The following is a 21682-nucleotide window of genomic DNA, read 5'->3' as shown; positions in this document are numbered from 1 at the left end:
AATTCTTTTTGCATGTCGCTTTGCCAAACCGCTGCACACTTTGGGCGACATGCATGACGCAAATGATCGGAGAGGCTGAAACATGGCGTTAAACAGGAATTACATCCTTCTCTTCCTGTTCAGCCTGGTAATGATGGTTTCGGGACTGGCATCCATGCCGCCGCTCGACCGCGACGAGCCACGCTTCGTCCAGGCCACCAAGCAGATGGTCGAGAGCGGCGACTATGTCGACATCCGCTTTCAGGATGCCTCGCGCTACCAGAAGCCGATCGGCATCTACTGGCTGCAATCGGCGGCCGTGATGCTGAGCGGCAAGGGCGCCGAAGCACCGATCTGGGTCTACCGCACGGTCTCGGCGCTTGGCATCGCCATTGCGGTGCTGGCCATCGCCTGGACCGGCACCAATCTGTTCGGAGCCAGTGCCGGCATCGCCGCCGGTCTGGTGATGGCCGCGATCTTCGCCACCGCTTTCGAGGGCCGCGACGCCAAGACCGATGCGATGCTGCTGGCCTGTTGCGTGGCGGCGCAAGGCGCGCTGGCGCAGATCTACCTGGCATCGCGCCGCAACGAACCGGCCGCCGGCCATCTCTGGTGGATCTTCTGGATAGCGCAGGGCGCGGCGATCCTTATCAAGGGGCCGATCGGCCCGCTGCTGTCGGCGCTGACCATCGCGGTGCTGTTCGCCTTCGAGCGCGACGGGCGCTGGCTGTCGAAGCTGAGGATTGGGCGCGGCCTGGCGCTTGTTGTGCTGATCGTGTTGCCCTGGCTTGCCCTGATCACCTGGAAAAGCCATGGCGCTTTCCTGCAGCAGGCCGTCGGCAAGGACATGCTCGGCAAGGTCGCGTCGGGCGAGGAATCGCATGGCCTGCCGCCCGGCTTCTACATGCTGACCTATTCGCTGTTCATGTGGCCGTTCGGGCTGATAGCGGTCGGCGCCGGGCTCCAGGCCCTCAACCGGTTGCGCGACGACCCCCGGCTGCGCTTCTGCCTGGCCTGGTACATTCCGTTCTGGCTGGTGTTCGAGCTGATCCCGACCAAACTGCCGCATTATGTCCTGCCGGCCTATCCCGGCATGGCGTTGCTGATCGGCTGGCTGCTGACACTGTCGCCGCAGGACGCCAACGCGCCGCTCAAGCGCTGGCAGGATTGGCTGTGGTGGTCGACCGCATTCGGCCTGGTCGTGGTCAGCCTCGGCCTGGCGGCGGTCTGCGTCGGAGCACCGCTCTATCTCGCCGGCACGTTCTCCTGGTGGAGCATTCCGGCTGCCGCGGCAGCGCTCGGCGCCGGCTACTTCGCTTTTTCCTGGCAGTTGCAGGTGCCGCTGCGCCGTATCGGCGCGGTCGCGGTCTGTGCGGGCATCACCTATGCCTTACTGTTCGGCGTCATTGCGCCGTCCCTTAAGCCGATCTGGCTAAGCCCGGCGATCGAGGAAGCGATGCGCGCCAACAAGCCTTGCGACACCACGGTGCTGGCCTCGGCGGAATATCATGAACCGAGCCTGGTGTTCCTGGTGGGCACGAAAACGGTCCTGACCGATGTCGATGGCGTCGCCAGGCATCTGCTTGCCGACCCCGCCTGTGCGCTGGCGCTGGCGCAGATCGGGGACGAGCAGAAATTGAATGGACTGCTGGCGGCACAGGGCAAATCGGCGAACCGCCTGACCCAAATCGATGGGCTTAACTATTCCTCGGGAGACAAACTGACGCTCGGTCTCTATCGTGTGACCCAATGACGGCTCGTCGATGCCCATGACGGCAACAATGGGGTCGAGTTTCCAATGCTGGTGAAATCGCGCCCGTCCGTTTCCGGCCTGCTCCTTGGGGTGGGGCGCCGATCCCTCGACAATTTTCGCGATACGATGCGGATCGCGAAGGGGCGCTTTGCGTCTCGTCCCGCCAGATACCCGAACATCGTGTGGCAGGTCTGGGGGCTGGTCTGGGTCTTGCTGACGGCGCTGGCGTTTGTTCGCCTCGACACGCCGGCCGGGATGCTTCACGGCCAGTGGTCGGCAAATTTCGCTCGGCTTGCCGACTTCTTCACGCAATTCGGCCTTGGCGGCTGGTATCTCATCCCGTCGGCGCTTTTTCTCGCCGCGGCCAATCTGACCGATTGGCGAAGCCTGTCGCGACGATCGCTGATGTTGGTCTACAACTGGACCTGCCTGGCTTTTCTGGTGCTGAGCGCCGTCGGCCTGTCCGGGCTGACGGTCAATTTGCTGAAATATGCGATCGGCCGGGCTCGCCCGCTCTACTTCCAGGATTTCGGCGTGCTGTCGCTGCGTCCCTTCGCTTTCGACGCCCGCTTCGCCGGCTTTCCGTCCGGCCATGCCACGACGATGGGCGCCGTGTTCGGCATTCTTCTGCTGTTGTTTCCGCGGCGCTGGTACGTCGCGCTGGCGATCACCGCCTGCATCGCCTCGACCAGGGTCTTCGTCGGCGCGCATTACCCAAGCGACACCGTCGCCGGCTTCGGCCTCGGCTGCGCCTTCGCACTGGTCTGCGGCATAGTCTTTGCCCGGCTCGGCTTCATCTTCCGCCCGGCAGCGTCGGGCTTGCCGGTTCGCAAAGCGTCCTTCCGGCTGATTGCCCCAGAAAGATAGACGGCCGCCAGAGCATTCCAGGAAAAGTGCGAAACGCTTTTTTCCGTCCGGAGTTGGGTCAACAACCGCCTTAATTGCCGTCCAGACCGCCGTAGGACCTTACCAGGCGAACCATGTCGGACGAATTGATCGTCTCGCTTTCAAGCCCTTGCGCAACGCCGGCGCGATCGGCGACCGGACGGTTCTGGCTGACCTTCCACTTGCCGTGGATTTCGCTGATCTCGATCTCCAGCCCGATAATGCCCTTGATCTGCGACTGGATGAAGGGCGCGGGCGCGTCGGTCACCGCCCAGGGCGCCTCGCGGCTGCCTTCCTGGGACGCGGTCAGGTCGGCGATCTGCCGCGCCAGCCAGTCCTGGTCGTCGATCACTTTGGCCGTGCCGCGCACCTGCACGATGGCATAGTTCCAGGTCGGCACCACCTTGCCGGTCTCGCGCTTGGTCTCGTACCAGGACGGCGTCACATAGGCATCGGTGCCCTGGAAGACGATCAGCACGGGCGATGCCGGATTGTCGGCGATGAGGCGCCATTGCGGGTTGGCCCGGGCCAGATGGGCGCGCAGCCTGCCGTTGGGTTGCGCGTCAGCGTCGAGCAGGAACGGAACCGCGTTGGCGACCGGACCGTCGGGGCCATTCGAGACAAGCATGCCGAGCGGATACGCCCTGATCAGGCCGTGCAGCACTTCCGGCCGTGTTTCCTGGAAATGAGGAGGCTCGTACATATCCCTGCTCACGCCTTACCTTGTCTATCTCAGCCGCTTCGGCCGCGGATCCGACAACTCGCCCGCCAGCCGGCGATCGAGATAGTCAGCGCATTCCTCGATCAACACGTCGGCGTCGTTGGCGAAGAAATGGTTGGCGCCGGGCAAGGTCTTCTGCGTGATGGTGATGCCCTTTTGCGTGTGCAGCTTATCGACCAGGCCCTGCACGTCCTTTGGCGGCGCCACCTTGTCGGCATCGCCATGGATGATCAGCCCGGAGGAGGGGCAGGGCGCCAGGAAGGAGAAATCATAGGTGTTGGGCTGCGGCGCGATCGAAATGAAACCTTCGATCTCGGGCCGGCGCATCAGCAACTGCATGCCGATCCACGAGCCGAAGGAATAACCGGCGACCCAGCAGCTCTTCGAATCCGGGTGCAGCGACTGCACCCAGTCAAGCGCTGCGGCCGCATCCGACAATTCGCCGGTGCCGTGATCGAATTCGCCCTGGCTGCGGCCGATGCCGCGGAAATTGAAGCGAAGGGTGGTGAAATCCCGCTTCTGGAACATATAAAAGAGATCGTAGACGATCTTGTTGTTCATTGTTCCGCCGAACTGCGGATGCGGGTGCAACACAATGGCGATCGGCGCGCTCTTTTCCTTCGAGGGCTGATAGCGTCCCTCCAGGCGGCCGGCCGGACCGGTGAAAATGACCTCAGGCATGAAATACTCCACTTGGTATACGAATGCGCGGCGCCCGGAACATGTCTTTCCTCTGGCCTTGACGCAGGGCGAGCGTCTTCTTAGAAGCTAGTTTAGAACTGTTCAAAACTGAGTGGCCAGACATCGAGCCGGCCACCCGCGCCGCAAGCCGCGTAAATAGGACGGCTCACCTTGGAATTTCAAGGAAATAACGCGATAAGCCAGCGGAATGGCTTCGGAAGGGACTAACTGGACGAAAATGGCCGGAAAGCGCGCCTATCTCGACTATAATGCCAGTGCGCCGCTGCTTGCCGCGGCGCGCGAGGCCATGGTCGCGGCTCTGGACGTCGCCGCCAATCCGTCGTCGGTTCACGCTGAAGGTCGCGCCGCGCGACGCCTGATCGAGACCGCGAGGCGCGACGTGGCGGCGCTGGTCAATGCCAGGGCCGAGCATGTCGTGTTCACCTCCGGCGCGACGGAAGCCGCCTCGACGCTGCTGACGCCAGACTGGCGGATGGGCCGCGGCAGCGTGCGCATGAGCCGGCTCTATGTGTCCGAGGCCGATCATCCCTGCCTGTTGAATGGCGGTCGCTTCCCGGCGGCAGAGGTGACGCGGATCGGCGTCGACGCCGACGGGATCGCCGACCTCGACGCTTTGGCGAGGGCACTTGCCCGTCATGACAAGGCCGACGGCCTGCCGCTGGTTGCCATCCATGCCGCCAACAACGAGACCGGCGTCATCCAGCCGATCGATCGCATCGCCGAAATCGTCAAGGCGGCGGGCGGTGTTCTCGTGGTCGACGCCGTTCAGGCCGCGGGCCGCGTTTCGATCGATATGTCAGCGGGTTACGCCGATTACCTCATTCTGTCCTCGCACAAGATCGGCGGCCCCAAGGGGGTTGGCGCCATCGTCGCCGCGGCCGACCTGATGATGCCGAAGCCGCTGATCAATGGCGGCGGCCAGGAAAAGGGCCATCGCGGCGGCACGGAAAACCTCGCCGCCATCGCTGGTTTTGGCGCGGCCGCGCGCGAGGCACTTGACGGCCTGCCGGCCATGGAGGCGGTGCGGCTGCGTTGCGACGAGATCGAAGCCGTCGTGAAAATGCTGGTACCGGAGGCGGAAATCTTTGGAACCGGTGCGCCAAGGCTTGCCAACACGACATTCTTCGCTATTCCCGGCATCAAGGCCGAAACCGCGCAGATCGCCTTCGATCTGGCCGGCGTCGCGCTGTCGGCCGGCTCCGCCTGCTCGTCTGGCAAGGTCGGGCCGAGCCATGTGCTGAAAGCCATGGGGCACGGTGACGGCCTTGGCGCCTTGCGGGTGTCGATCGGCCGGGTGACCGGCGCCGAGGACATCGAGCTGTTCCGCGAAGCGCTTGCCGGGATAGCCGCGCGCAGGGCGGACAAGGAAAAGGCCGCTTAGGCGGTTGGACGATTTTGGGCCTTTCGGCCTGGTAGAGCCGTGCGTTTCATGCTGGCCGGGTGAATTTCCGGTCGAAATGCACTATATGAAACTTACGCTGCCGCGGATGCCGTTTCGGTGTTCGATTCCGGCGGTGCCATAGTTTGAAAACTGTCGGGCCTTGACCCCGGCGTGGATGGAGAACGCTTATGCCTGCTGTGCAGGACACGATCGATCGGGTCCGAAAGATCGACGTCGATCAGTATAAATATGGATTCCAGACCGAAATCGCGATGGACAAAGCCCCAAAGGGGCTTAGCGAAGACATTATCCGCTTCATTTCGGCGAAGAAGGATGAGCCGTCCTGGATGCTGGAATGGCGCCTGGAAGCCTATCGCCGCTGGCTGACGCTGGACGAGCCGACCTGGGCGCGCGTTCACTATCCGAAGATCGATTTCCAGGACCTCTACTACTATGCGGCGCCGAAGAGCACGCCCGGCCCGACCTCGCTCAGCGATGTCGATCCCGAGCTGCTGAAGGTTTACGAAAAGCTCGGCATTCCGTTGAGGGAGCAGGAAATCCTCGCCGGCGTGCAGAAGACCGACGCTTCGGAACTCGAGGAAGTCAGCGACAACGTCTACAAATCGGGCCGCGTCGCTGTCGACGCGGTGTTCGATTCCGTGTCCGTCGTCACCACCTTCAAGAAGGAGCTGGCGCAGGCCGGCGTCATCTTCTGCTCGATCTCGGAAGCCATCCGCGAGCATCCGGAGCTGGTGAAGAAGTACCTCGGTTCCGTGGTGCCGACCTCCGACAATTTCTACGCCACGCTGAATTCAGCCGTGTTCACCGACGGTTCTTTCGTCTTCGTGCCCAAGGGCGTGCGCTGCCCGATGGAGCTGTCGACCTATTTCCGTATGAACGAGAAGAACACCGGCCAGTTCGAGCGCACGCTGATCATCGCTGAGGAGGGGGCCTACGTCTCCTATCTCGAAGGCTGCACGGCGCCGCAGCGCGACGAGAACCAGCTGCATGCAGCTGTCGTCGAACTGGTGGCGCTCGATGATGCCGAGATCAAATATTCGACGGTGCAGAACTGGTATCCCGGCGACGCCGAGGGCAAGGGCGGCATCTACAATTTCGTCACCAAGCGCGGCGACTGCCGTGGCCACCGCTCGAAGATTTCGTGGACGCAGGTCGAGACCGGCTCGGCGATCACCTGGAAGTATCCGAGCTGCATCCTGCGCGGCGACGATTCCTCCGGCGAGTTCTATTCGATCGCCGTGTCGAACGGCTATCAGCAGGTCGATAGCGGCACCAAGATGATCCATCTCGGCAAGAACACGTCGAGCCGCATCATCTCCAAGGGCATCGCCGCGGGCTACTCGCAGAACACCTATCGCGGCCAGGTCTCGGCGCACCGCAAGGCGACCAACGCCCGCAACTTCACCAATTGCGACTCGCTTCTGATCGGCGACCAGTGCGGCGCGCACACCGTGCCTTACATGGAAGCCAAGAACTCGACGGCGCAGTTCGAGCACGAAGCGACGACCTCGAAGATTTCCGAGGATCAGAAATTCTACGTCATGCAGCGCGGCATCCCCGAAGAGGAAGCGATCGCGCTGATCGTCAACGGCTTCGTCAAGGACGTCATCCAGCAGCTGCCGATGGAATTCGCCGTCGAGGCGCAGAAGCTGATAGGGATTTCGCTCGAGGGGAGTGTGGGATGATGAGTTCTGGCTTTTCATCTCTGAGCTTAGCACTGTCAGGCTCGGATTTGGCGCCGTCATCTCTGAGTTCCGCGCCGTCATCCTCGGGCTTGTCCCGAGGATCTGCTGTCCAACAAGGATATGGCGCGATCGGTATTGAGAGGCGGGTAGATCCTCGGGACAAGCCCGAGGATGACGGTGCCAAGTTTAAGGATGCCGGCGCCTTGCACCGGTCATCCGCAGGAAAATGACCGGCTTTGTTTACATGATGTCCGATAAGCCGCGTGGAGTTATCTACATTGGTGTAACCAGTGATTTGCATGCGCGAGTATGGGAACACCGTAATGATGTGCACCGAGGTTTTACCTCGAAATACAAGGCAAAGAATCTGAGTTGGTTCGAACGGCACCCGAATATCATTCTCGCGATTCAGCGCGAAAAGTCGTTGAAGCGCTATCGCCGTGAATGGAAGACGAATCTGATTGAAGGCCTGAACCCGACTTGGCTGGATCTGTATGAGAGCATTGATGAGATTGAGAATGTCTATCGGCCTCATCCGAATACGAGAATGTGGCATGACTACAATTGAGAGACCGTTTGAGTACTACTGGTCGGGCGCAGAAGCTGATTGTTTAGCCGGGCAGACGGCTACGGATAGGACTAATGGAAATGCTTGAGATCAAGAACCTGCACGCCCGCATCGTCGATGACGGCACCGAAATCATCCGCGGCCTGAACCTGACGGTGAAAGCCGGCGAGGTCGCCGCCATCATGGGGCCCAACGGTTCGGGAAAGTCGACGCTGTCCTACATCCTCGCCGGCCGCGAGGATTATGAGGTCACCGAAGGCGACATCCTCTACAACGGCCAGTCGATCCTCGAGATGGATCCGGCCGAGCGCGCCACGTCGGGCATCTTCCTCGCCTTCCAGTATCCGATGGAGATACCGGGCGTGGCGACCATGGAATTCCTGAAAGTGGCGATGAACGAGCAGCGCAAGGCGCGCGGCGAAGAACCGCTGAAAATCCCGGAATTCCTCAAGCGGGTGAAGGAAGCCGCCGCCTCGCTGAGCATGGACATGGCGATGCTGAAGCGGCCGCTCAATGTCGGCTTCTCCGGCGGCGAGAAGAAGCGCGCCGAGATCCTGCAGATGAAGCTCCTGGAACCGAAACTCTGCGTGCTCGACGAAACCGATTCCGGCCTCGACATCGATGCGCTGAAGATCGTCTCCGACGGCGTCAACGCGCTGCGCGCGCCCGACCGGGCCATCGTCGTCATCACCCACTACCAGCGCCTGCTCGAACACATCGTGCCGGACAGTGTGCACGTGCTCTACAAGGGCCAGGTGATCAAGTCCGGCGACAAGTCGCTGGCGCTCGACCTCGAAGCCAATGGCTATGCCGGCGTGATCGGGCAAGCCGCGTGAGATGCCGGGCCATTTTGTGCCAAAAGGCGGGGCAAAACTGATGAACATGCACACACAACCGCAGCGGACACCGGCCGAAACAGCGTTGATCGGCGCGTTCGGCGACCGGCTGTCGCTGCTGCCGGGCGACGGCGCGGTGATGCTGAAGCGCGACGACGCGATAGAATCGATCAAGCACGGCCTGCCGACGCGGCGCATCGAATCCTGGCACTACACGGACCTGCGCCGGCTCTTGAATGCGATCCCAGACTTCGATCCGACCGCGCTGGCCAAGGCCATTGCGCCGATCGTGGAAGGCTCGACCGTTTTGCCGATCCTGAACGGCAAGTCCGGCACGAAGCTGCCGGCCGTCGCGGGCGTTACCGTGCAAAGCCTGGCGGAAAAGCTGATCGACGGAAGCATCGCGCCGGGGCTCGACCGCTATGGCAGCGACGATGCCATCGGCGCGCTGAACACCGCTTTCGTCGCTGACGGCTATTTTGTCGACATCGCCGATGGCACCGAGCTGGAAAAGCCGATCGAGCTGCAGAATTTGCAGGCCGGCGGCCAGACCCATGTGCGCCTGCCGGTGCGCGTCGGTGCCGGCGCCAAGGCCGTCATCGTCGAGCGCCAGGCCGGCGAGGGTGCGGCGCTGACGAGCTCGGTCAGCCAGCTCGTACTCGGCGAGGATGCCGAGGTGACGTGGCTGATCGTCCAGGAGCAGCCGGAAACGGCGACGCATCTGGCGCAATTCAAGGCCCATCTCGGCAAGAACGCGAAGCTGACGCTGTTCATCATGAACGCCGGCGGCAAGCTCGTTCGGCAGGAGATCGTGGTCAGGACGACCGGCGAAGGCGCCGACTTCAAACTGCGTGGCATCAATCTCCTGGCCGGCGACACCCATACCGACGTGACCATGGTGCTCGACCATGCCGTGCCGCATACGACCTCGACAGAGGTCATCCGCAATGTGGTGACGGGCAAGGCGCGCGGCGTCTTCCAGGGTCGCATCAACGTCCATCAATACGCGCAGAAGACCAACGCCAAGATGGCCTGCAACACGCTGCTGCTGTCCGACGATGGCGAGTTTTCGACCAAGCCCGAGCTCGAAATCTTCGCCGACGACGTCGTTTGCGGCCATGGCGCCACCGTCACCGAAATCGATCACAACCATCTGTTCTACCTGATGGCGCGCGGCGTCGACGAGAAGTCCGCGCGGGGGTTGCTGGTGAAAGCCTTCGTCGCCGAGGTGATCGAGGAACTGGACGACGAGGCGATCGTCGAGGCGCTGGAGACGCGGCTCGACGGCTGGTTTTTGACGCACGGCTAATGGCATGAGGGGACGGAATGAGGCGATGCCTCGAGAGAGCTTGTGATGGACCAGAAAGTCGAAAACATCCCCTATGACGTCGAGGCGATCCGCCGCGACTTCCCGATCCTGTCGCGGGAAGTGTACGGAAAACCGCTGGTCTATCTCGACAATGGCGCCTCGGCGCAGAAGCCGCAGGCCGTGCTCGACGCCATCCAGCACGCGTATTCTCAGGAATACGCCAACGTCCATCGTGGCCTGCATTTCCTGTCCAATGCCGCCACCGACGCCTATGAAAAGGCGCGCGAGACGGTGCGCCGCTTTCTCAACGCGCCAAGCACCGACAATATCGTCTTCACCTCGAACACCACGTCGGCCATCAACACGGTCGCCTATGGCTATGCCATGCCCAATATCGGCGAGGGCGACGAGATCGTGCTGTCGATCATGGAGCACCACTCCAACATCGTGCCGTGGCATTTCATCCGCGAACGGCAGGGCGCCAAGCTGGTCTGGGTGCCTGTCGACGATCTCGGCGTCTTCCACATCGAGGAATTCGAAAAGCGCCTGACCGACCGCACCAAGTTGGTTGCCATCACCCAGATGTCGAATGCGCTGGGCACGGTGACGCCGATCAAGGAGATCGTGCGCATCGCGCATTCGCGTGGAATTCCCGTCCTCGTCGACGGCAGCCAGAGCGCCGTCCACATGCCTGTTGACGTGCAGGATCTCGACTGCGATTTCTTCGTCTTCACCGGTCACAAGGTTTATGGCCCGTCGGGCATCGGCGTGCTCTACGGCAAGAAGGACATTCTTGCGGGCATGCGCCCGTTCATGGGCGGCGGCGAGATGATCGAGGAGGTGACGGAAGACATCGTCACCTACAACGAGCCGCCGCACCGCTTCGAGGCCGGCACGCCGCCGATCGTCCAGGCGATCGGGCTGGGCGCGGCGCTCGACTACATGGACAAGGTCGGCCGCGAGCGCATCGCCGCCCACGAAGCCGATCTCAAGGCCTATGCGCATGAGCGGCTGCGTTCGATCAATTCGCTGCGCATCTTCGGCGATGCGCCTGACAAGGGCGCCATCATCTCCTTCGAGCTGCAAGGCATTCACGCCCATGACGTGTCGATGGTGATCGATCGGCAAGGCGTTGCCGTCCGCGCCGGCACCCATTGCGCCCAGCCGCTGTTGAAACGCTTCGGCGTAACCTCCACATGCAGGGCATCGTTCGGCATGTACAACACCAGGGCCGAAGTCGACGCTTTGGCCGATGCGCTGGAAAAAGCGCGCAAGTTTTTCGGGTGACGACCATGGAAGATGCGAGCACCGCTGCCGAGACCACCCCGGAAACCGCCGCCAACGGCGTCGTTTCCGCGACGGCCATCCCCGCCGATGAACTGGCGCGGTTGACCGACGACATCGTCTCGGCGCTGAAGACGGTCTACGACCCGGAAATCCCGGCCGACATCTACGAACTCGGCCTCGTCTACAAGATCGATATCGAGGACGACCGCTCGGTCAAGATCGACATGACGCTGACCGCGCCGGGCTGCCCCGTCGCCGGCGAAATGCCCGGCTGGGTCGAAAATGCCGTCGGCGCCGTGGAAGGCGTTTCCGGCGTCGAGGTCAACATGACCTTCGATCCGCCTTGGTCGCCCGACCGCATGTCGGAAGAGGCGCAGGTGGCGGTAGGCTGGTATTAGCGTCGAGCCTGACAAAGATCGGCGCACTTGCGCCAGTGGAAAAACTTCACCATTTTAGGTGAGGAATCATTCGGCAGGCCTTGAACCTGCATGGAATGGAAAAGGAAAAGACATGGCACGCTTTGCCGTCATCACGATGACCGAAAAGGCCGCTGACCGTGTGCGCGAGATCGTCGCCACGCGCGACAATGCGCATGGCATTCGCCTCGGCATCAAAAAGGGCGGCTGCGCCGGCATGGAATACACGGTCGATCTGGTGACCGAGCCCAACACCAAGGACGACCATATCGAACGCGACGGCGCCCATGTCTATGTCGCGCCCGAGGCAGCCCTTTTCCTGTTCGGCACCGAGATGGATTTCGAGCAGACGACGCTGCGTACCGGCTTCACCTTCCGCAACCCGAACCAGAGCTCGGCCTGCGGCTGCGGTGAATCCGTCGAATTGAAGCCGGCCGATCTCAAGGCCCTGGCCGAAGCACGCGCCTCCGCCTGACCTTCCTTCGCCCCGTTTACGGGGAGAAGGTGGCCCGAAGGGCAGGATGAGGGGCGGCGCCAGCTCTCGTTAGTTCGCGCCGCACCGCTGCCGGGAATCTTGTCCCCGTGAACGGGGCGAAGAGCGCTACTCCACCCACATTCCCGTTCGCTTGTGCCAGTCGGCGATGGGTTCCTCCGGGTAGACGTCGAACACCTTGTCGTTCGGTCCGACGTCGGGCTCGACCCAGTTCGCCTTGTATTTCAGCATCAGATGCACCTTTTCGGGCGGCTTCGGCAGGTCGCTGTCGATCGCCGAGGCGAAGGGGTGCACGAGTTCCGGCCAGGTCGGGTCGTAGAGCCACAGCGCCGATCCGCATCTGCGGCAGAAATTGCGCTCGCCGGTCGATATCTCGCAGCGCGGATGCTCGTCATCCTCGATCTCGGCCCGGTAGACGCCGAGGCTGCTCTTGCCCCTGACGTTCAGCGTCTCATAGTTGGCGCCGAGATTGATGGCGAAACCGCCGCCGCCTTGCTGCTTGCGGCAGATCGAGCAGTAGCACAGCATGAACGGCACCGGCGTGTGGCTCTCCACCTCGAAACGAACGGCATTGCAGCGGCAGGACCCCTTGAGCAGAACAGGCATGATGGGAGACTCCGATCGACGGTCTTTCAACCTGTCAGCAGCGTTTTGGTTGCGGCGATGACAAGCGCCGGCAGCGATGACATGATCGCGGCATGGACAATGAACGCATCGCCGAACTTTTCGAGGGCCTGGGCGCCGTCAGCATCCGCAAGCTGTTCGGCGGCAAGGGCATCTATTTCGACGGCGTCATCGTCGCCATCGTGCTGCGCGGCGAATTGATGCTGAAGGCCGACGAGCAAAGTGTGCCGGACTTCGAAGCCGCCGGCTGCCGGCAATGGACCTATACCGGCTCGCGCCACGGCAAGCTCGTCTCCATGCCCTACTGGAGCATTCCCGACAGCGCCTTTGACGATCCCGACGAGATGACGGTCTGGGCGCGCCGCGCTTACGAGGCGGGGCGGCGAGCGGGGAAGTGACACGGAGACTTTCGAGCGTTCCGGCTGTACCGAATTTTTCGGAAATGCCGAGGGACGTGACGGAACGCGGCAGTCGCGATTGGCCATGTGCTGCCGCTTGAATATCCGAGTACTACAGCGCCTTCGCAATCCGCGCCGCCAGCCTGGCGTTGTTCTCGACCAGCGCGATGTTGGTCTTCAGGCTCCTGCCGCCGGTCAGTTCGAGGATTTTCGACAGCAGGAACGGCGTCACCGCCTTGCCGGTCACGTTGAGAGCCTCGGCGGCCTTTTGTGCCGCGTCGATATAGCCCGCCATCTCGTCGGCCGGGATTTCGTGGCCCTCGGGCACCGGGTTGGCGATCAGCATGCCGCCCGCCAGCCCCAGCGCCTGCCGCGTCAGGTAGAAATGCGCGATGTCTTCCGGCTTTTGCAAGGTCAGCGGCGCGCGGAACGGCGAATGCCTGGACCAGAAGGCCGGCATCGTTTCGCAGCCATGGCCGACCACGGGCACGCCGCGCGTCTCCAGCACCTCCAAGGTCTTCTCGATGTCGAGGATGGCCTTGGCGCCGGCCGAGACGACGATGACCGGCGTGCGGGCCAGTTCGTCGAGGTCGGCGGAAATATCGAAACTCTTTTCCGCGCCCTTGTGCACGCCGCCGATGCCGCCGGTGGCGAACACTTTTATGCCGACCATATGCGCCGCGATCATTGTGGCGGCGACCGTGGTGCCGCCGGTGCGCCCTTGCGCCACGGCAAATCCGAGATCGGCGCGCGACAGCTTCATGGCATCGCCGGTCATGGCCAGCGATTCGCGCTCGCCGTCGGAGAGGCCGATCTTGATGCGGCCGCCGACCACGGCGATCGTCGCCGGCACCGCGCCGCCATCGGTGATGATCTTTTCGACGTCCGCCGCCATGGCGCCATTGTCGGGATAGGGCATGCCATGGGTGATGATGGTGCTTTCCAGCGCCACGACAGGCTGCCCGGCGGCCAGGGCTTGCGCCACCGGCGCGTGGACATCGATGAAGGGGCGGGCGGTCTCTGGGGTCATCTGGATCTCCAATCCGGTGTGCGGCGCATCCTTTTGGACGCTTCAGCGGCACCGGGCACTATGAACTGGCCGGTCTCATGCCACTTCCTGCGCATCGGGCACAAGAGCCAGCGCTTCGGTGAACGCCGCCGCGGTGAAATCCGGCACTGCATTGGCATTTTCGACGGCAAGCGTCGCGGCGGCGACGCCTTCCCGCAGCGCCGCACGCAAGGCCATCCCGCGCAGCAAGGCGGCGACTGTCGCGCCCGCCAGCGCATCGCCGGCGCCGGTGACGTCGGCCACCTTTCTTGGAGGGGGCGGAATGACGGCAAAGGTGCCGTCGCGATCGAAGCCCAGCACCGGGCCGCCTCCCGCCGTGACCACCGCGCTGACGAGGCCGGCGCTTCTCAGCCCGTCGACGATGTCTTGCCGGGAGGCCGCATCGTCAAGCCCGGCAAGTGCGACCGCTTCGCGCCTGTTCATGAAGGCCAGGGCCAGATCGCCGAGGACGGGTTTCAAGCGCACGATCTTGGCCGGTGAAATGGCGATGGCGAACACGGGCTTGCCGGCGGCAAGCGATACCAGCCGCTCCAGGGCCGCCGATGGCAGGTTGGCGTCGCACAGGATGGCATCGGCGGCGGCGATCTCCTCCCGCACCCTGGACCGGCGGATCTGCTTGGGAAACGCCAGCTCATAGAGCGCCATGTCGGCAAAGCCGACGAGCAATTCGCCCTCGCGGTCGATCAGAGCCGTATAGCTCGGCGTCGTGCGATCGAGGAACACAGCCGACAAATCGGCAATGCCTGCTTCGGCGATGGCTCGCGAAACCGTATCGGCGGCTGCATCGCCGCCGCGCACCGACAGCAGCGAGGCCGAGACGCCGCGCCGCACCGTGCTGCGCAGCGCATTGAAGACGCCGCCGCCGACATCCTCGCGCATCGTGCCCGGGTTGGAGGCGGCCGGCACGTAGGGTCCGGACACCTGGCCGCGCCGGTCGATATGGGCGCCGCCGACCGCCAGGATTCTTGGAGATTTCACCATGTGCCGATATGACCTTTGTTGGCCGTCACGCACAAGCGCCATGCCGTGCGGCGGAGCTTCGCAGCCAAGGGCGGCGATTCGCGAGGCCTGCACGGCAACCGAGTTTGGCGGATTCAGGGGTGTCCCGGGGCGAAATCGCGAGACAAAAAAAGAACAAATCAGGATGTTGGTTGTTTTTCAATAAGTTGGTGCATCTTGACAAATGAGAACAAAAAAGGTACAAACAGATAGGGATAACGGATTGTCCGGCCTTCATTGACGACCAAGGGGTGATGTATCATGGCTCAGAATACTTTGCGGCTTGTAGAGGATAAGGCAGTGGACAAATCAAAGGCTCTGGATGCGGCGCTGTCGCAAATCGAGCGGGCTTTCGGCAAGGGCTCGATCATGCGGCTCGGCGCGAACGAGCAGGTCGTCGAGATCGAAACGGTGCCGACCGGTTCGCTTGGCCTCGACATCGCGCTTGGCGTCGGCGGTCTGCCGCGCGGCCGCATCATCGAGATCTACGGGCCGGAAAGCTCGGGCAAGACGACGCTTGCCTTGCACACGGTGGCGGAAGCCCAGAAGAAGGGCGGCATCTGCGCCTTCGTCGATGCCGAGCACGCGCTCGATCCGGTCTATGCCCGCAAGCTCGGCGTCGATCTGGAAAACCTCCTGATCTCGCAGCCCGACACCGGTGAGCAGGCGCTGGAGATCTGCGACACGCTGGTGCGCTCCGGCGCCATCGACGTGCTGGTGGTCGATTCGGTCGCGGCGCTGACGCCGCGCGCTGAAATCGAAGGCGAGATGGGCGATTCTCTGCCGGGCCTGCAGGCCCGCCTGATGAGCCAGGCGCTGCGCAAGCTGACCGCCTCGATCTCGCGCTCCAACACCATGGTCATCTTCATCAACCAGATCCGCATGAAGATCGGCGTCATGTTCGGATCGCCCGAAACCACCACCGGCGGCAACGCGCTGAAATTCTATGCTTCTGTCCGTCTCGACATCCGCCGTATCGGCTCGGTCAAGGATCGCGACGAGGTCGTCGGCAACCAGACCCGCGTCAAGGTGGTCAAGAACAAGCTGGCGCCGCCCTTCAAGGTGGTCGAGTTCGACATCATGTATGGCGAGGGCGTGTCCAAGACCGGCGAACTGGTCGACCTCGGCGTCAAGGCCGGCGTGGTCGAGAAATCAGGCGCCTGGTTTTCCTACAATTCGCAGCGTCTGGGCCAAGGCCGCGAGAATGCCAAACTGTTCCTGCGCGACAATCCCGATACCGCCCGCGAGATCGAACTTGCGCTCAGGCAGAATGCCGGGCTGATCGCCGAGAAATTCCTCGAGAATGGCGGTTCCGAAGGTGGCGACGATGGGTTCGAGGATGAAGCCGGCGCCATGTAACGGCCCGGGCAGGGTACCCGCCGGAGTTCGGCCATAATCCTGCTCTATTATCTCGGGCTTATGTAATTGAGTTCTGTGTTGTTGTGTTTCAAACCGCCGGCTTCGTGCCGGCGGTTTGCGTTTTGGCGGGGTAGAGGCGGTTCCAACTGCTGGCGGAAGCCGCCAATTGGCCCATTCCGTGTTTCTGGACAGGGTGCGGTGCGACCGCTAAAAGGCCATGTCCATTTTCCGCCCCGGCGGTTCTCTCGAAAAGGCAGCATTTCATGAGTGGCGTGAACGAGATCCGGTCGACATTTCTCGACTATTTCCGCAAGGAGGGTCACGAAATCGTGGCGTCGAGCCCGCTGGTGCCGCGCAACGATCCGACGCTGATGTTCACCAATGCCGGCATGGTGCAGTTCAAGAACGTCTTTACCGGATTGGAGAAGCGGCCCTATTCGCGCGCCACCACCGCCCAGAAGAGCGTTCGCGCCGGCGGCAAGCACAACGATCTCGACAATGTCGGCTACACCGCGCGCCATCTGACCTTCTTCGAGATGCTCGGCAATTTCTCCTTTGGCGACTACTTCAAGGAGCGCGCCATCGAACTTGCCTGGAACCTGATCACCAGGGAGTTCGGGCTGAACAAGGACAAGCTGCTGGTCACCGTCTATCATACGGACGACGAGGCAGCCGGGTTCTGGAAGAAGATCGCCGGCCTCTCCGACGACCGCATCATCCGCATTCCCACATCGGACAATTTCTGGGCCATGGGCGACACCGGCCCTTGCGGGCCGTGCTCCGAGATATTCATCGACCGGGGCGAACACATCTGGGGCGGCCCTCCGGGCAGCCCCGAGGAAGACGGCGACCGGTTCCTCGAATTCTGGAATCTGGTGTTCATGCAGTATGAGCAGGTGACGAAGGACGAACGCGTCGACCTGCCGCGGCCGTCCATCGACACCGGCATGGGCCTGGAGCGCATGGCGTCGATTCTGCAAGGCGTGGAAAGCGTCTTCGAGACCGACCTGTTCCGCCACCTGATCGACGCCGCATCCTCCGCGATCGGGCGTGCTCCGGACGCGGAGACGGTAGGATCCTTCCGCGTCATCGCGGATCACCTGCGCTCGTCCTCCTTCCTGGTCGCCGACGGCGTGCTGCCGTCGAATGAAGGCCGTGGCTACGTGCTGCGCCGCATCATGCGCCGCGCCATGCGTCATGCGCAGTTGCTGGGTTCCCGCGATCCGCTGATGTGGCGCCTGGTGCCGGCGCTGGTGCGCGAAATGGGCCAGGCCTATCCTGAACTGGTGCGCGGCGAACAGTTGATCACCGAGACGCTGAAGCTCGAGGAAACCCGTTTCCGCAAGACGCTGGTGCGCGGCCTGGGCCTGCTTTCGGAGGCTACCGAAAAAATGCATGCCGGCGACATGCTGGATGGCGAAACGGCCTTCAAGCTTTACGACACTTACGGCTTCCCGCTCGACCTGACGCAGGATGCTCTGCGCCAGCGCAGCATCTCTGTCGATCTTGCCGGCTTCACCAATGCGATGGAGCGGCAGAGGGCCGAGGCGCGCGCCCATTGGGCGGGTTCCGGCGATGCGGCCACCGAGACGGTGTGGTTCGCGGTCCGCGAGAAGGCGGGCGCTACCGAGTTCCTCGGCTACGAGACCGAGCAGGCGGAAGGCCTCATCCAGGCGATGGTAAGAGACGGCAAGACCGTCGACAGCGCCGGCGAGGGCGAAGCGGTTGCGATCGTCGTCAACCAGACGCCGTTCTACGGCGAGTCCGGCGGCCAGATGGGCGACACCGGCGTCATTTCGGGCGAAGGGTTCTCGATCGAGGTGACCGATACGCAGAAGAAGGCCGACGGCCTGTTCGTGCATTTGGGCAAGGTGGCGAGCGGCACGGCCAGGACCGGTGCTGCCGTCGAGCTGAAGGTCGACCATCTCAGGCGCTCCAGGCTGCGCGCTAACCATTCCGCCACGCATCTGATCCACGAGGCGTTGCGCGAGGTGCTGGGCACCCACGTCGCGCAGAAGGGGTCGCTGGTCGCGCCGGAGCGCCTGCGCTTCGACATTTCGCACAACAAGCCGATCTCGCCGGAGGACCTCGAAGAGGTCGAGCGCATGGCCAACGAGATCGTCGTCCAGAACGGCCCGGTGACCACGCGCCTGATGTCGGTCGACGACGCCATTGCCGAGGGCGCCATGGCGCTGTTCGGCGAGAAATATGGCGACGAAGTGCGGGTTGTTTCGATGGGCACGGGCCTGCATGGCGCCAAGGCCAACCGGCCTTATTCGGTCGAGCTGTGCGGCGGCACGCATGTCAGGGCGACGGGCGATATCGGCCTTGTGCGCGTGGTGTCGGACAGCGCGGTTGCCGCCGGCGTGCGCCGCATCGAGGCGTTGACCGGCGAGGCCGCGCGCCGGCATCTCGACGAACAGGACCGGCGTCTGAAATCGGTCGCGGCGACGCTCAAGATTTCGCCGGCCGACGTGCAGGCGCGCGTCGAGGCGCTGCTCGACGAGCGCAAGAAGCTCGAGAAGGAACTGACCGAGGCGCGCAAGAAACTGGCGCTGGGCGACCGCTCGCCAGCCGGTGCGCCCGCCGAAAACGAAACCATTGCCGGCGTCGGTTTCCTCGGCAAGGCGGTTTCCGGCGTCTCGCCGAAGGACCTGAAGCCCTTGGCCGATGCCGGCAAGAAGTCGCTCGGTTCCGGCATCGTCGTTTTCGTCGGCGCCGGCGAGGACAACAAGGCAAGTGTCGTCGTGGGCGTGACGGACGACCTGACCAGCCGCTTCAGCGCCGTCGACCTGGTGCGTGTCGCCTCGGCCGCCCTTGGCGGGCAAGGCGGCGGCGGCCGCCCCGACATGGCCCAGGCCGGCGGCCCCGATGCATCCAGGGCCGATGATGCGATCGCGGCGGTGAGGGCGGCACTCGAGGCGGCGTGATCGCTGGAGACCATCAATTCCAGGTCGGCGCTGCCCCTCATCGCCCTGCCGGGTACTTCTCCCCGTATAGTGACGGGGAGAAGGGAGATGCCGCGACGCTGGCGATTGGCGAAATCATCGACGAAAGCGTCCTTCTCCCCGTCACTATACGGGGAGAAGATGGCGGCAGCCAGATGAGGGGCAGCGCCAACGCCTCGAATTCAAGCCCGAAGCGATTGCCTGCCCACCGAGCTAATCGCCGTCAGCCGATCTGCTCCGTCCTCTCGAAGCTGGCGCGCGCGGCGATGCGGTGCCACCAGTCCTGGATCTCAGAAAATTCGGCCAGCAATTCCCGCCCGTCCGCGACCTTGAGGAAATAGCCGATGATCGGCGCCGCGTGCAGATCGGCCAGCGTCAGCTGGTCGCCCAGCAACCATGGCCCCGGCGCTTTTAGCGAGGACAGCGCCTGGAGCGCCTTGCGCGCCTGCGAAAGCCCGTTCGCGATCAGCGTCTCGTCCGGCGCCGCCTTCTCCAACTGCTCGACGGCGACATCCCAGACCATCGACCTGTAGGCATAGGCATCGAGCAGGCCGATGATTTGGTTCATCCGCGAACGGCTGCGCGGCTCCTTCGGTTGCAGCGCCGGCCCGTCAAACGCTTCATCGGCATAGCGAGTGATCGCATTGGTCTCGAAGAGGCGAAAACCGTCATGTTCAAAAGCTGGTATGCGGCCGAATGGGTGGTGCTCAAGATACCAGGCGGGAATGCCCTCGGCGGCAAAGACATCGACCGGCACAAGCTCGTAATCGATGCCCTTCTCCTCGAGCGCCAGCCGCACGATGCGGACATAGACGCTGTAATCCGCTCCGTAGACGACCGGCTTGCCCATGGTGCTCCCGGACGAGGCGGGTTACGCCATCGCCTTCTGCAAATTCTCGTCGATCTTGTCGAGGAAGCCGGCGGTCGAAAGCCAAGGCTGGTCGGGGCCGATCAGCAGCGACAGGTCCTTGGTCATGAAACCGGACTCGACCGTCTGGATGCAGACCCTTTCCAGCGTCTCGGCGAAGCGCTTCAGCTCGGCATTGTCGTCGAGCTTGGCGCGGTGGGCGAGGCCGCGCGTCCAGGCGAAGATCGAGGCGATCGAATTGGTCGAGGTTTCCTCGCCCTTCTGGTGCTGGCGGTAATGGCGGGTGACGGTGCCGTGCGCGGCTTCGGCTTCCACCGTCTTGCCGTCCGGAGTCATCAGCACCGAGGTCATCAGGCCGAGCGAGCCGAACCCTTGCGCCACCGTGTCGGACTGCACGTCGCCGTCATAGTTCTTGCAGGCCCAGACATAGCCGCCCGACCATTTCAGGCTGGAGGCCACCATGTCGTCGATCAGGCGGTGCTCGTACCACAGCTTCTTCGCCTTGAACTCGGCCTCGAATTCAGCCTCGTAGACTTCCTGGAAAATGTCCTTGAAGCGGCCGTCATAGGCTTTCAGGATGGTGTTCTTGGTCGACAGGTAGACCGGATAGTTGCGCAGCAGGCCGTAGTTCAGCGAGGCGCGGGCGAACTCGCGGATCGATTCGTCGAGATTGTACATGGCCATGGCCACACCGGCGCCGGGCGCGTCGAACACGTCGTGCTCGATCACCTTGCCGTCCTCGCCGACGAACTTGATCGTCAGCTTGCCCTTGCCGGGGAAGCGGAAATCGGTGGCGCGGTACTGGTCGCCATAGGCGTGGCGGCCGACGATGATCGGCTTGGTCCAGCCGGGCACAAGGCGCGGCACGTTCTTCATGATGATAGGCTCGCGGAAAATCGTGCCGCCAAGAATGTTGCGGATGGTGCCGTTCGGCGACTTCCACATCTTCTTCAGCTTGAATTCCTCGACGCGCTGCTCGTCGGGCGTGATCGTGGCGCATTTCACGCCGACGCCGTATTTCTTGATGGCGTTCGCCGAATCGACGGTCACCTGGTCGTTGGTGGCGTCACGATGCTCGATGCCGAGGTCGTAATATTCGAGCTTGAGGTCGAGATAAGGGTGGATCAGCTTGTCCTTGATGAACTGCCAGATGATGCGGGTCATCTCGTCGCCGTCGAGTTCGACGACCGGGTTCGCCACCTTGATCTTCGCCATGGAAAGAATGCCTCGTTGCTGGGAATGGGGACGGCCTTGCCCGCGTGGCGTTCGGCCGGGGATGCGCCCGTATATCAAAGCGTTTTTGGCCGCGCAAACGGCGATCGGCCCGAATGCGAGGTCATAGTCGCCATCGTTTGCGAATGCTTCATTTTCGCGGCCGAAT

Annotated in this window: 20 protein-coding genes; 13 read left to right on the top strand and 7 right to left on the bottom strand. The window is 63.0% G+C overall.

All coding sequences use genetic code 11. The annotated features are described in order from the left end of the window. Positions 1-82: 82 nt before the first annotated feature. Together NKI49_RS15210 and NKI49_RS15205 are read left to right on the top strand one after the other, a co-directional pair. On the top strand, positions 83-1732 hold the full coding sequence (locus NKI49_RS15210) for an ArnT family glycosyltransferase (RefSeq protein WP_352602408.1): 1650 nt from the start codon (positions 83-85) through the stop codon (positions 1730-1732). Positions 1733-1777: 45 nt separating this feature from the next. Further along, on the top strand, positions 1778-2599 hold the full coding sequence (locus NKI49_RS15205; protein ID WP_352602406.1) for a phosphatase PAP2 family protein: 822 nt from the start codon (positions 1778-1780) through the stop codon (positions 2597-2599). Positions 2600-2669: 70 nt separating this feature from the next. On the opposite strand, the gene NKI49_RS15200 is transcribed toward NKI49_RS15205, so the two are convergent. Continuing rightward, positions 2670-3320, bottom strand: coding sequence for an FMN-binding negative transcriptional regulator (locus NKI49_RS15200; RefSeq protein ID WP_352602404.1), 651 nt, complete (start codon positions 3318-3320; stop codon positions 2670-2672). Positions 3321-3344: 24 nt separating this feature from the next. Beyond that, the gene (locus NKI49_RS15195; protein ID WP_027028091.1) at positions 3345-4019 is read right to left on the bottom strand and encodes an alpha/beta hydrolase; all 675 of its coding nucleotides are present in this window, start codon (positions 4017-4019) and stop codon (positions 3345-3347) included. 238 nt (positions 4020-4257) lie between these two features. Here NKI49_RS15195 and NKI49_RS15190 point away from each other — a divergent pair, with 238 nt between their 5' ends. From NKI49_RS15190 to sufA, 8 genes are all read left to right on the top strand, one after another. Then, positions 4258-5421 carry a cysteine desulfurase family protein gene (locus NKI49_RS15190; protein ID WP_352602401.1) on the top strand — a complete coding sequence of 388 codons (1164 nt, stop codon included), beginning with the start codon at positions 4258-4260 and terminating at the stop codon, positions 5419-5421. Positions 5422-5609: 188 nt separating this feature from the next. Next, on the top strand, positions 5610-7127 hold the full coding sequence (sufB, locus tag NKI49_RS15185; RefSeq protein WP_352602399.1) for a Fe-S cluster assembly protein SufB: 1518 nt from the start codon (positions 5610-5612) through the stop codon (positions 7125-7127). A gap of 226 nt (positions 7128-7353) precedes the next feature. Continuing rightward, on the top strand, positions 7354-7695 hold the full coding sequence (locus NKI49_RS15180; RefSeq protein WP_352602397.1) for a GIY-YIG nuclease family protein: 342 nt from the start codon (positions 7354-7356) through the stop codon (positions 7693-7695). Between the two features lie 80 nt (positions 7696-7775). After that, a complete protein-coding gene (gene sufC, locus NKI49_RS15175; RefSeq protein WP_352602395.1) occupies positions 7776-8531 on the top strand; it encodes a Fe-S cluster assembly ATPase SufC in 756 nt (251 codons plus the stop codon). Between the two features lie 40 nt (positions 8532-8571). Beyond that, the gene (gene sufD / locus NKI49_RS15170; RefSeq protein WP_352602393.1) at positions 8572-9840 is read left to right on the top strand and encodes a Fe-S cluster assembly protein SufD; all 1269 of its coding nucleotides are present in this window, start codon (positions 8572-8574) and stop codon (positions 9838-9840) included. 45 nt (positions 9841-9885) lie between these two features. Next, positions 9886-11127 (top strand): cysteine desulfurase, encoded by a 1242-nt coding sequence (locus tag NKI49_RS15165; protein WP_352602391.1) that lies wholly within the window; start codon positions 9886-9888, stop codon positions 11125-11127. Positions 11128-11132: 5 nt separating this feature from the next. Further along, the gene (locus NKI49_RS15160; protein ID WP_027028098.1) at positions 11133-11525 is read left to right on the top strand and encodes an SUF system Fe-S cluster assembly protein; all 393 of its coding nucleotides are present in this window, start codon (positions 11133-11135) and stop codon (positions 11523-11525) included. Between the two features lie 112 nt (positions 11526-11637). Further along, positions 11638-12018 (top strand): Fe-S cluster assembly scaffold SufA, encoded by a 381-nt coding sequence (gene sufA / locus NKI49_RS15155; RefSeq protein WP_352602388.1) that lies wholly within the window; start codon positions 11638-11640, stop codon positions 12016-12018. A gap of 126 nt (positions 12019-12144) precedes the next feature. Here sufA and NKI49_RS15150 read toward each other — a convergent pair whose 3' ends face one another. After that, positions 12145-12642, bottom strand: coding sequence for a GFA family protein (locus NKI49_RS15150; RefSeq protein WP_352602386.1), 498 nt, complete (start codon positions 12640-12642; stop codon positions 12145-12147). A gap of 92 nt (positions 12643-12734) precedes the next feature. On the opposite strand from NKI49_RS15150, the gene NKI49_RS15145 reads away from it, so the two are divergent. Beyond that, positions 12735-13058 (top strand): TfoX/Sxy family protein, encoded by a 324-nt coding sequence (locus tag NKI49_RS15145; protein ID WP_352602384.1) that lies wholly within the window; start codon positions 12735-12737, stop codon positions 13056-13058. Positions 13059-13170: 112 nt separating this feature from the next. Here NKI49_RS15145 and NKI49_RS15140 read toward each other — a convergent pair whose 3' ends face one another. Then, positions 13171-14088 (bottom strand): pseudouridine-5'-phosphate glycosidase, encoded by a 918-nt coding sequence (locus NKI49_RS15140; protein ID WP_352602382.1) that lies wholly within the window; start codon positions 14086-14088, stop codon positions 13171-13173. Between the two features lie 75 nt (positions 14089-14163). After that, positions 14164-15108 (bottom strand): carbohydrate kinase family protein, encoded by a 945-nt coding sequence (locus NKI49_RS15135; RefSeq protein ID WP_352602380.1) that lies wholly within the window; start codon positions 15106-15108, stop codon positions 14164-14166. Positions 15109-15387: 279 nt separating this feature from the next. Here NKI49_RS15135 and recA point away from each other — a divergent pair, with 279 nt between their 5' ends. Both recA and alaS read left to right on the top strand, forming a co-directional pair. Beyond that, on the top strand, positions 15388-16485 hold the full coding sequence (gene recA / locus NKI49_RS15130) for a recombinase RecA (RefSeq protein WP_027028105.1): 1098 nt from the start codon (positions 15388-15390) through the stop codon (positions 16483-16485). A 263-nt stretch (positions 16486-16748) separates the two neighbouring features. Further along, positions 16749-19415 (top strand): alanine--tRNA ligase, encoded by a 2667-nt coding sequence (gene alaS / locus NKI49_RS15125; RefSeq protein WP_352602377.1) that lies wholly within the window; start codon positions 16749-16751, stop codon positions 19413-19415. A 241-nt stretch (positions 19416-19656) separates the two neighbouring features. Here alaS and NKI49_RS15120 read toward each other — a convergent pair whose 3' ends face one another. Together NKI49_RS15120 and NKI49_RS15115 are read right to left on the bottom strand one after the other, a co-directional pair. Beyond that, positions 19657-20283, bottom strand: a complete 627-nt coding sequence (locus NKI49_RS15120; protein WP_352602375.1) for a glutathione S-transferase family protein — start codon at positions 20281-20283, stop codon at positions 19657-19659. 21 nt (positions 20284-20304) lie between these two features. Beyond that, a complete protein-coding gene (locus NKI49_RS15115) occupies positions 20305-21516 on the bottom strand; it encodes an NADP-dependent isocitrate dehydrogenase (protein ID WP_352602373.1) in 1212 nt (403 codons plus the stop codon). Positions 21517-21682: the final 166 nt, after the last annotated feature.

The organism is Mesorhizobium sp. M0587, assembly GCF_040320945.1.
Taxonomy (GTDB): Bacteria; Pseudomonadota; Alphaproteobacteria; order Rhizobiales; family Rhizobiaceae; genus Mesorhizobium.
Note: the sequence above shows the minus strand (reverse complement) of the source record. Positions and strands in the feature narration are given on the sequence as shown.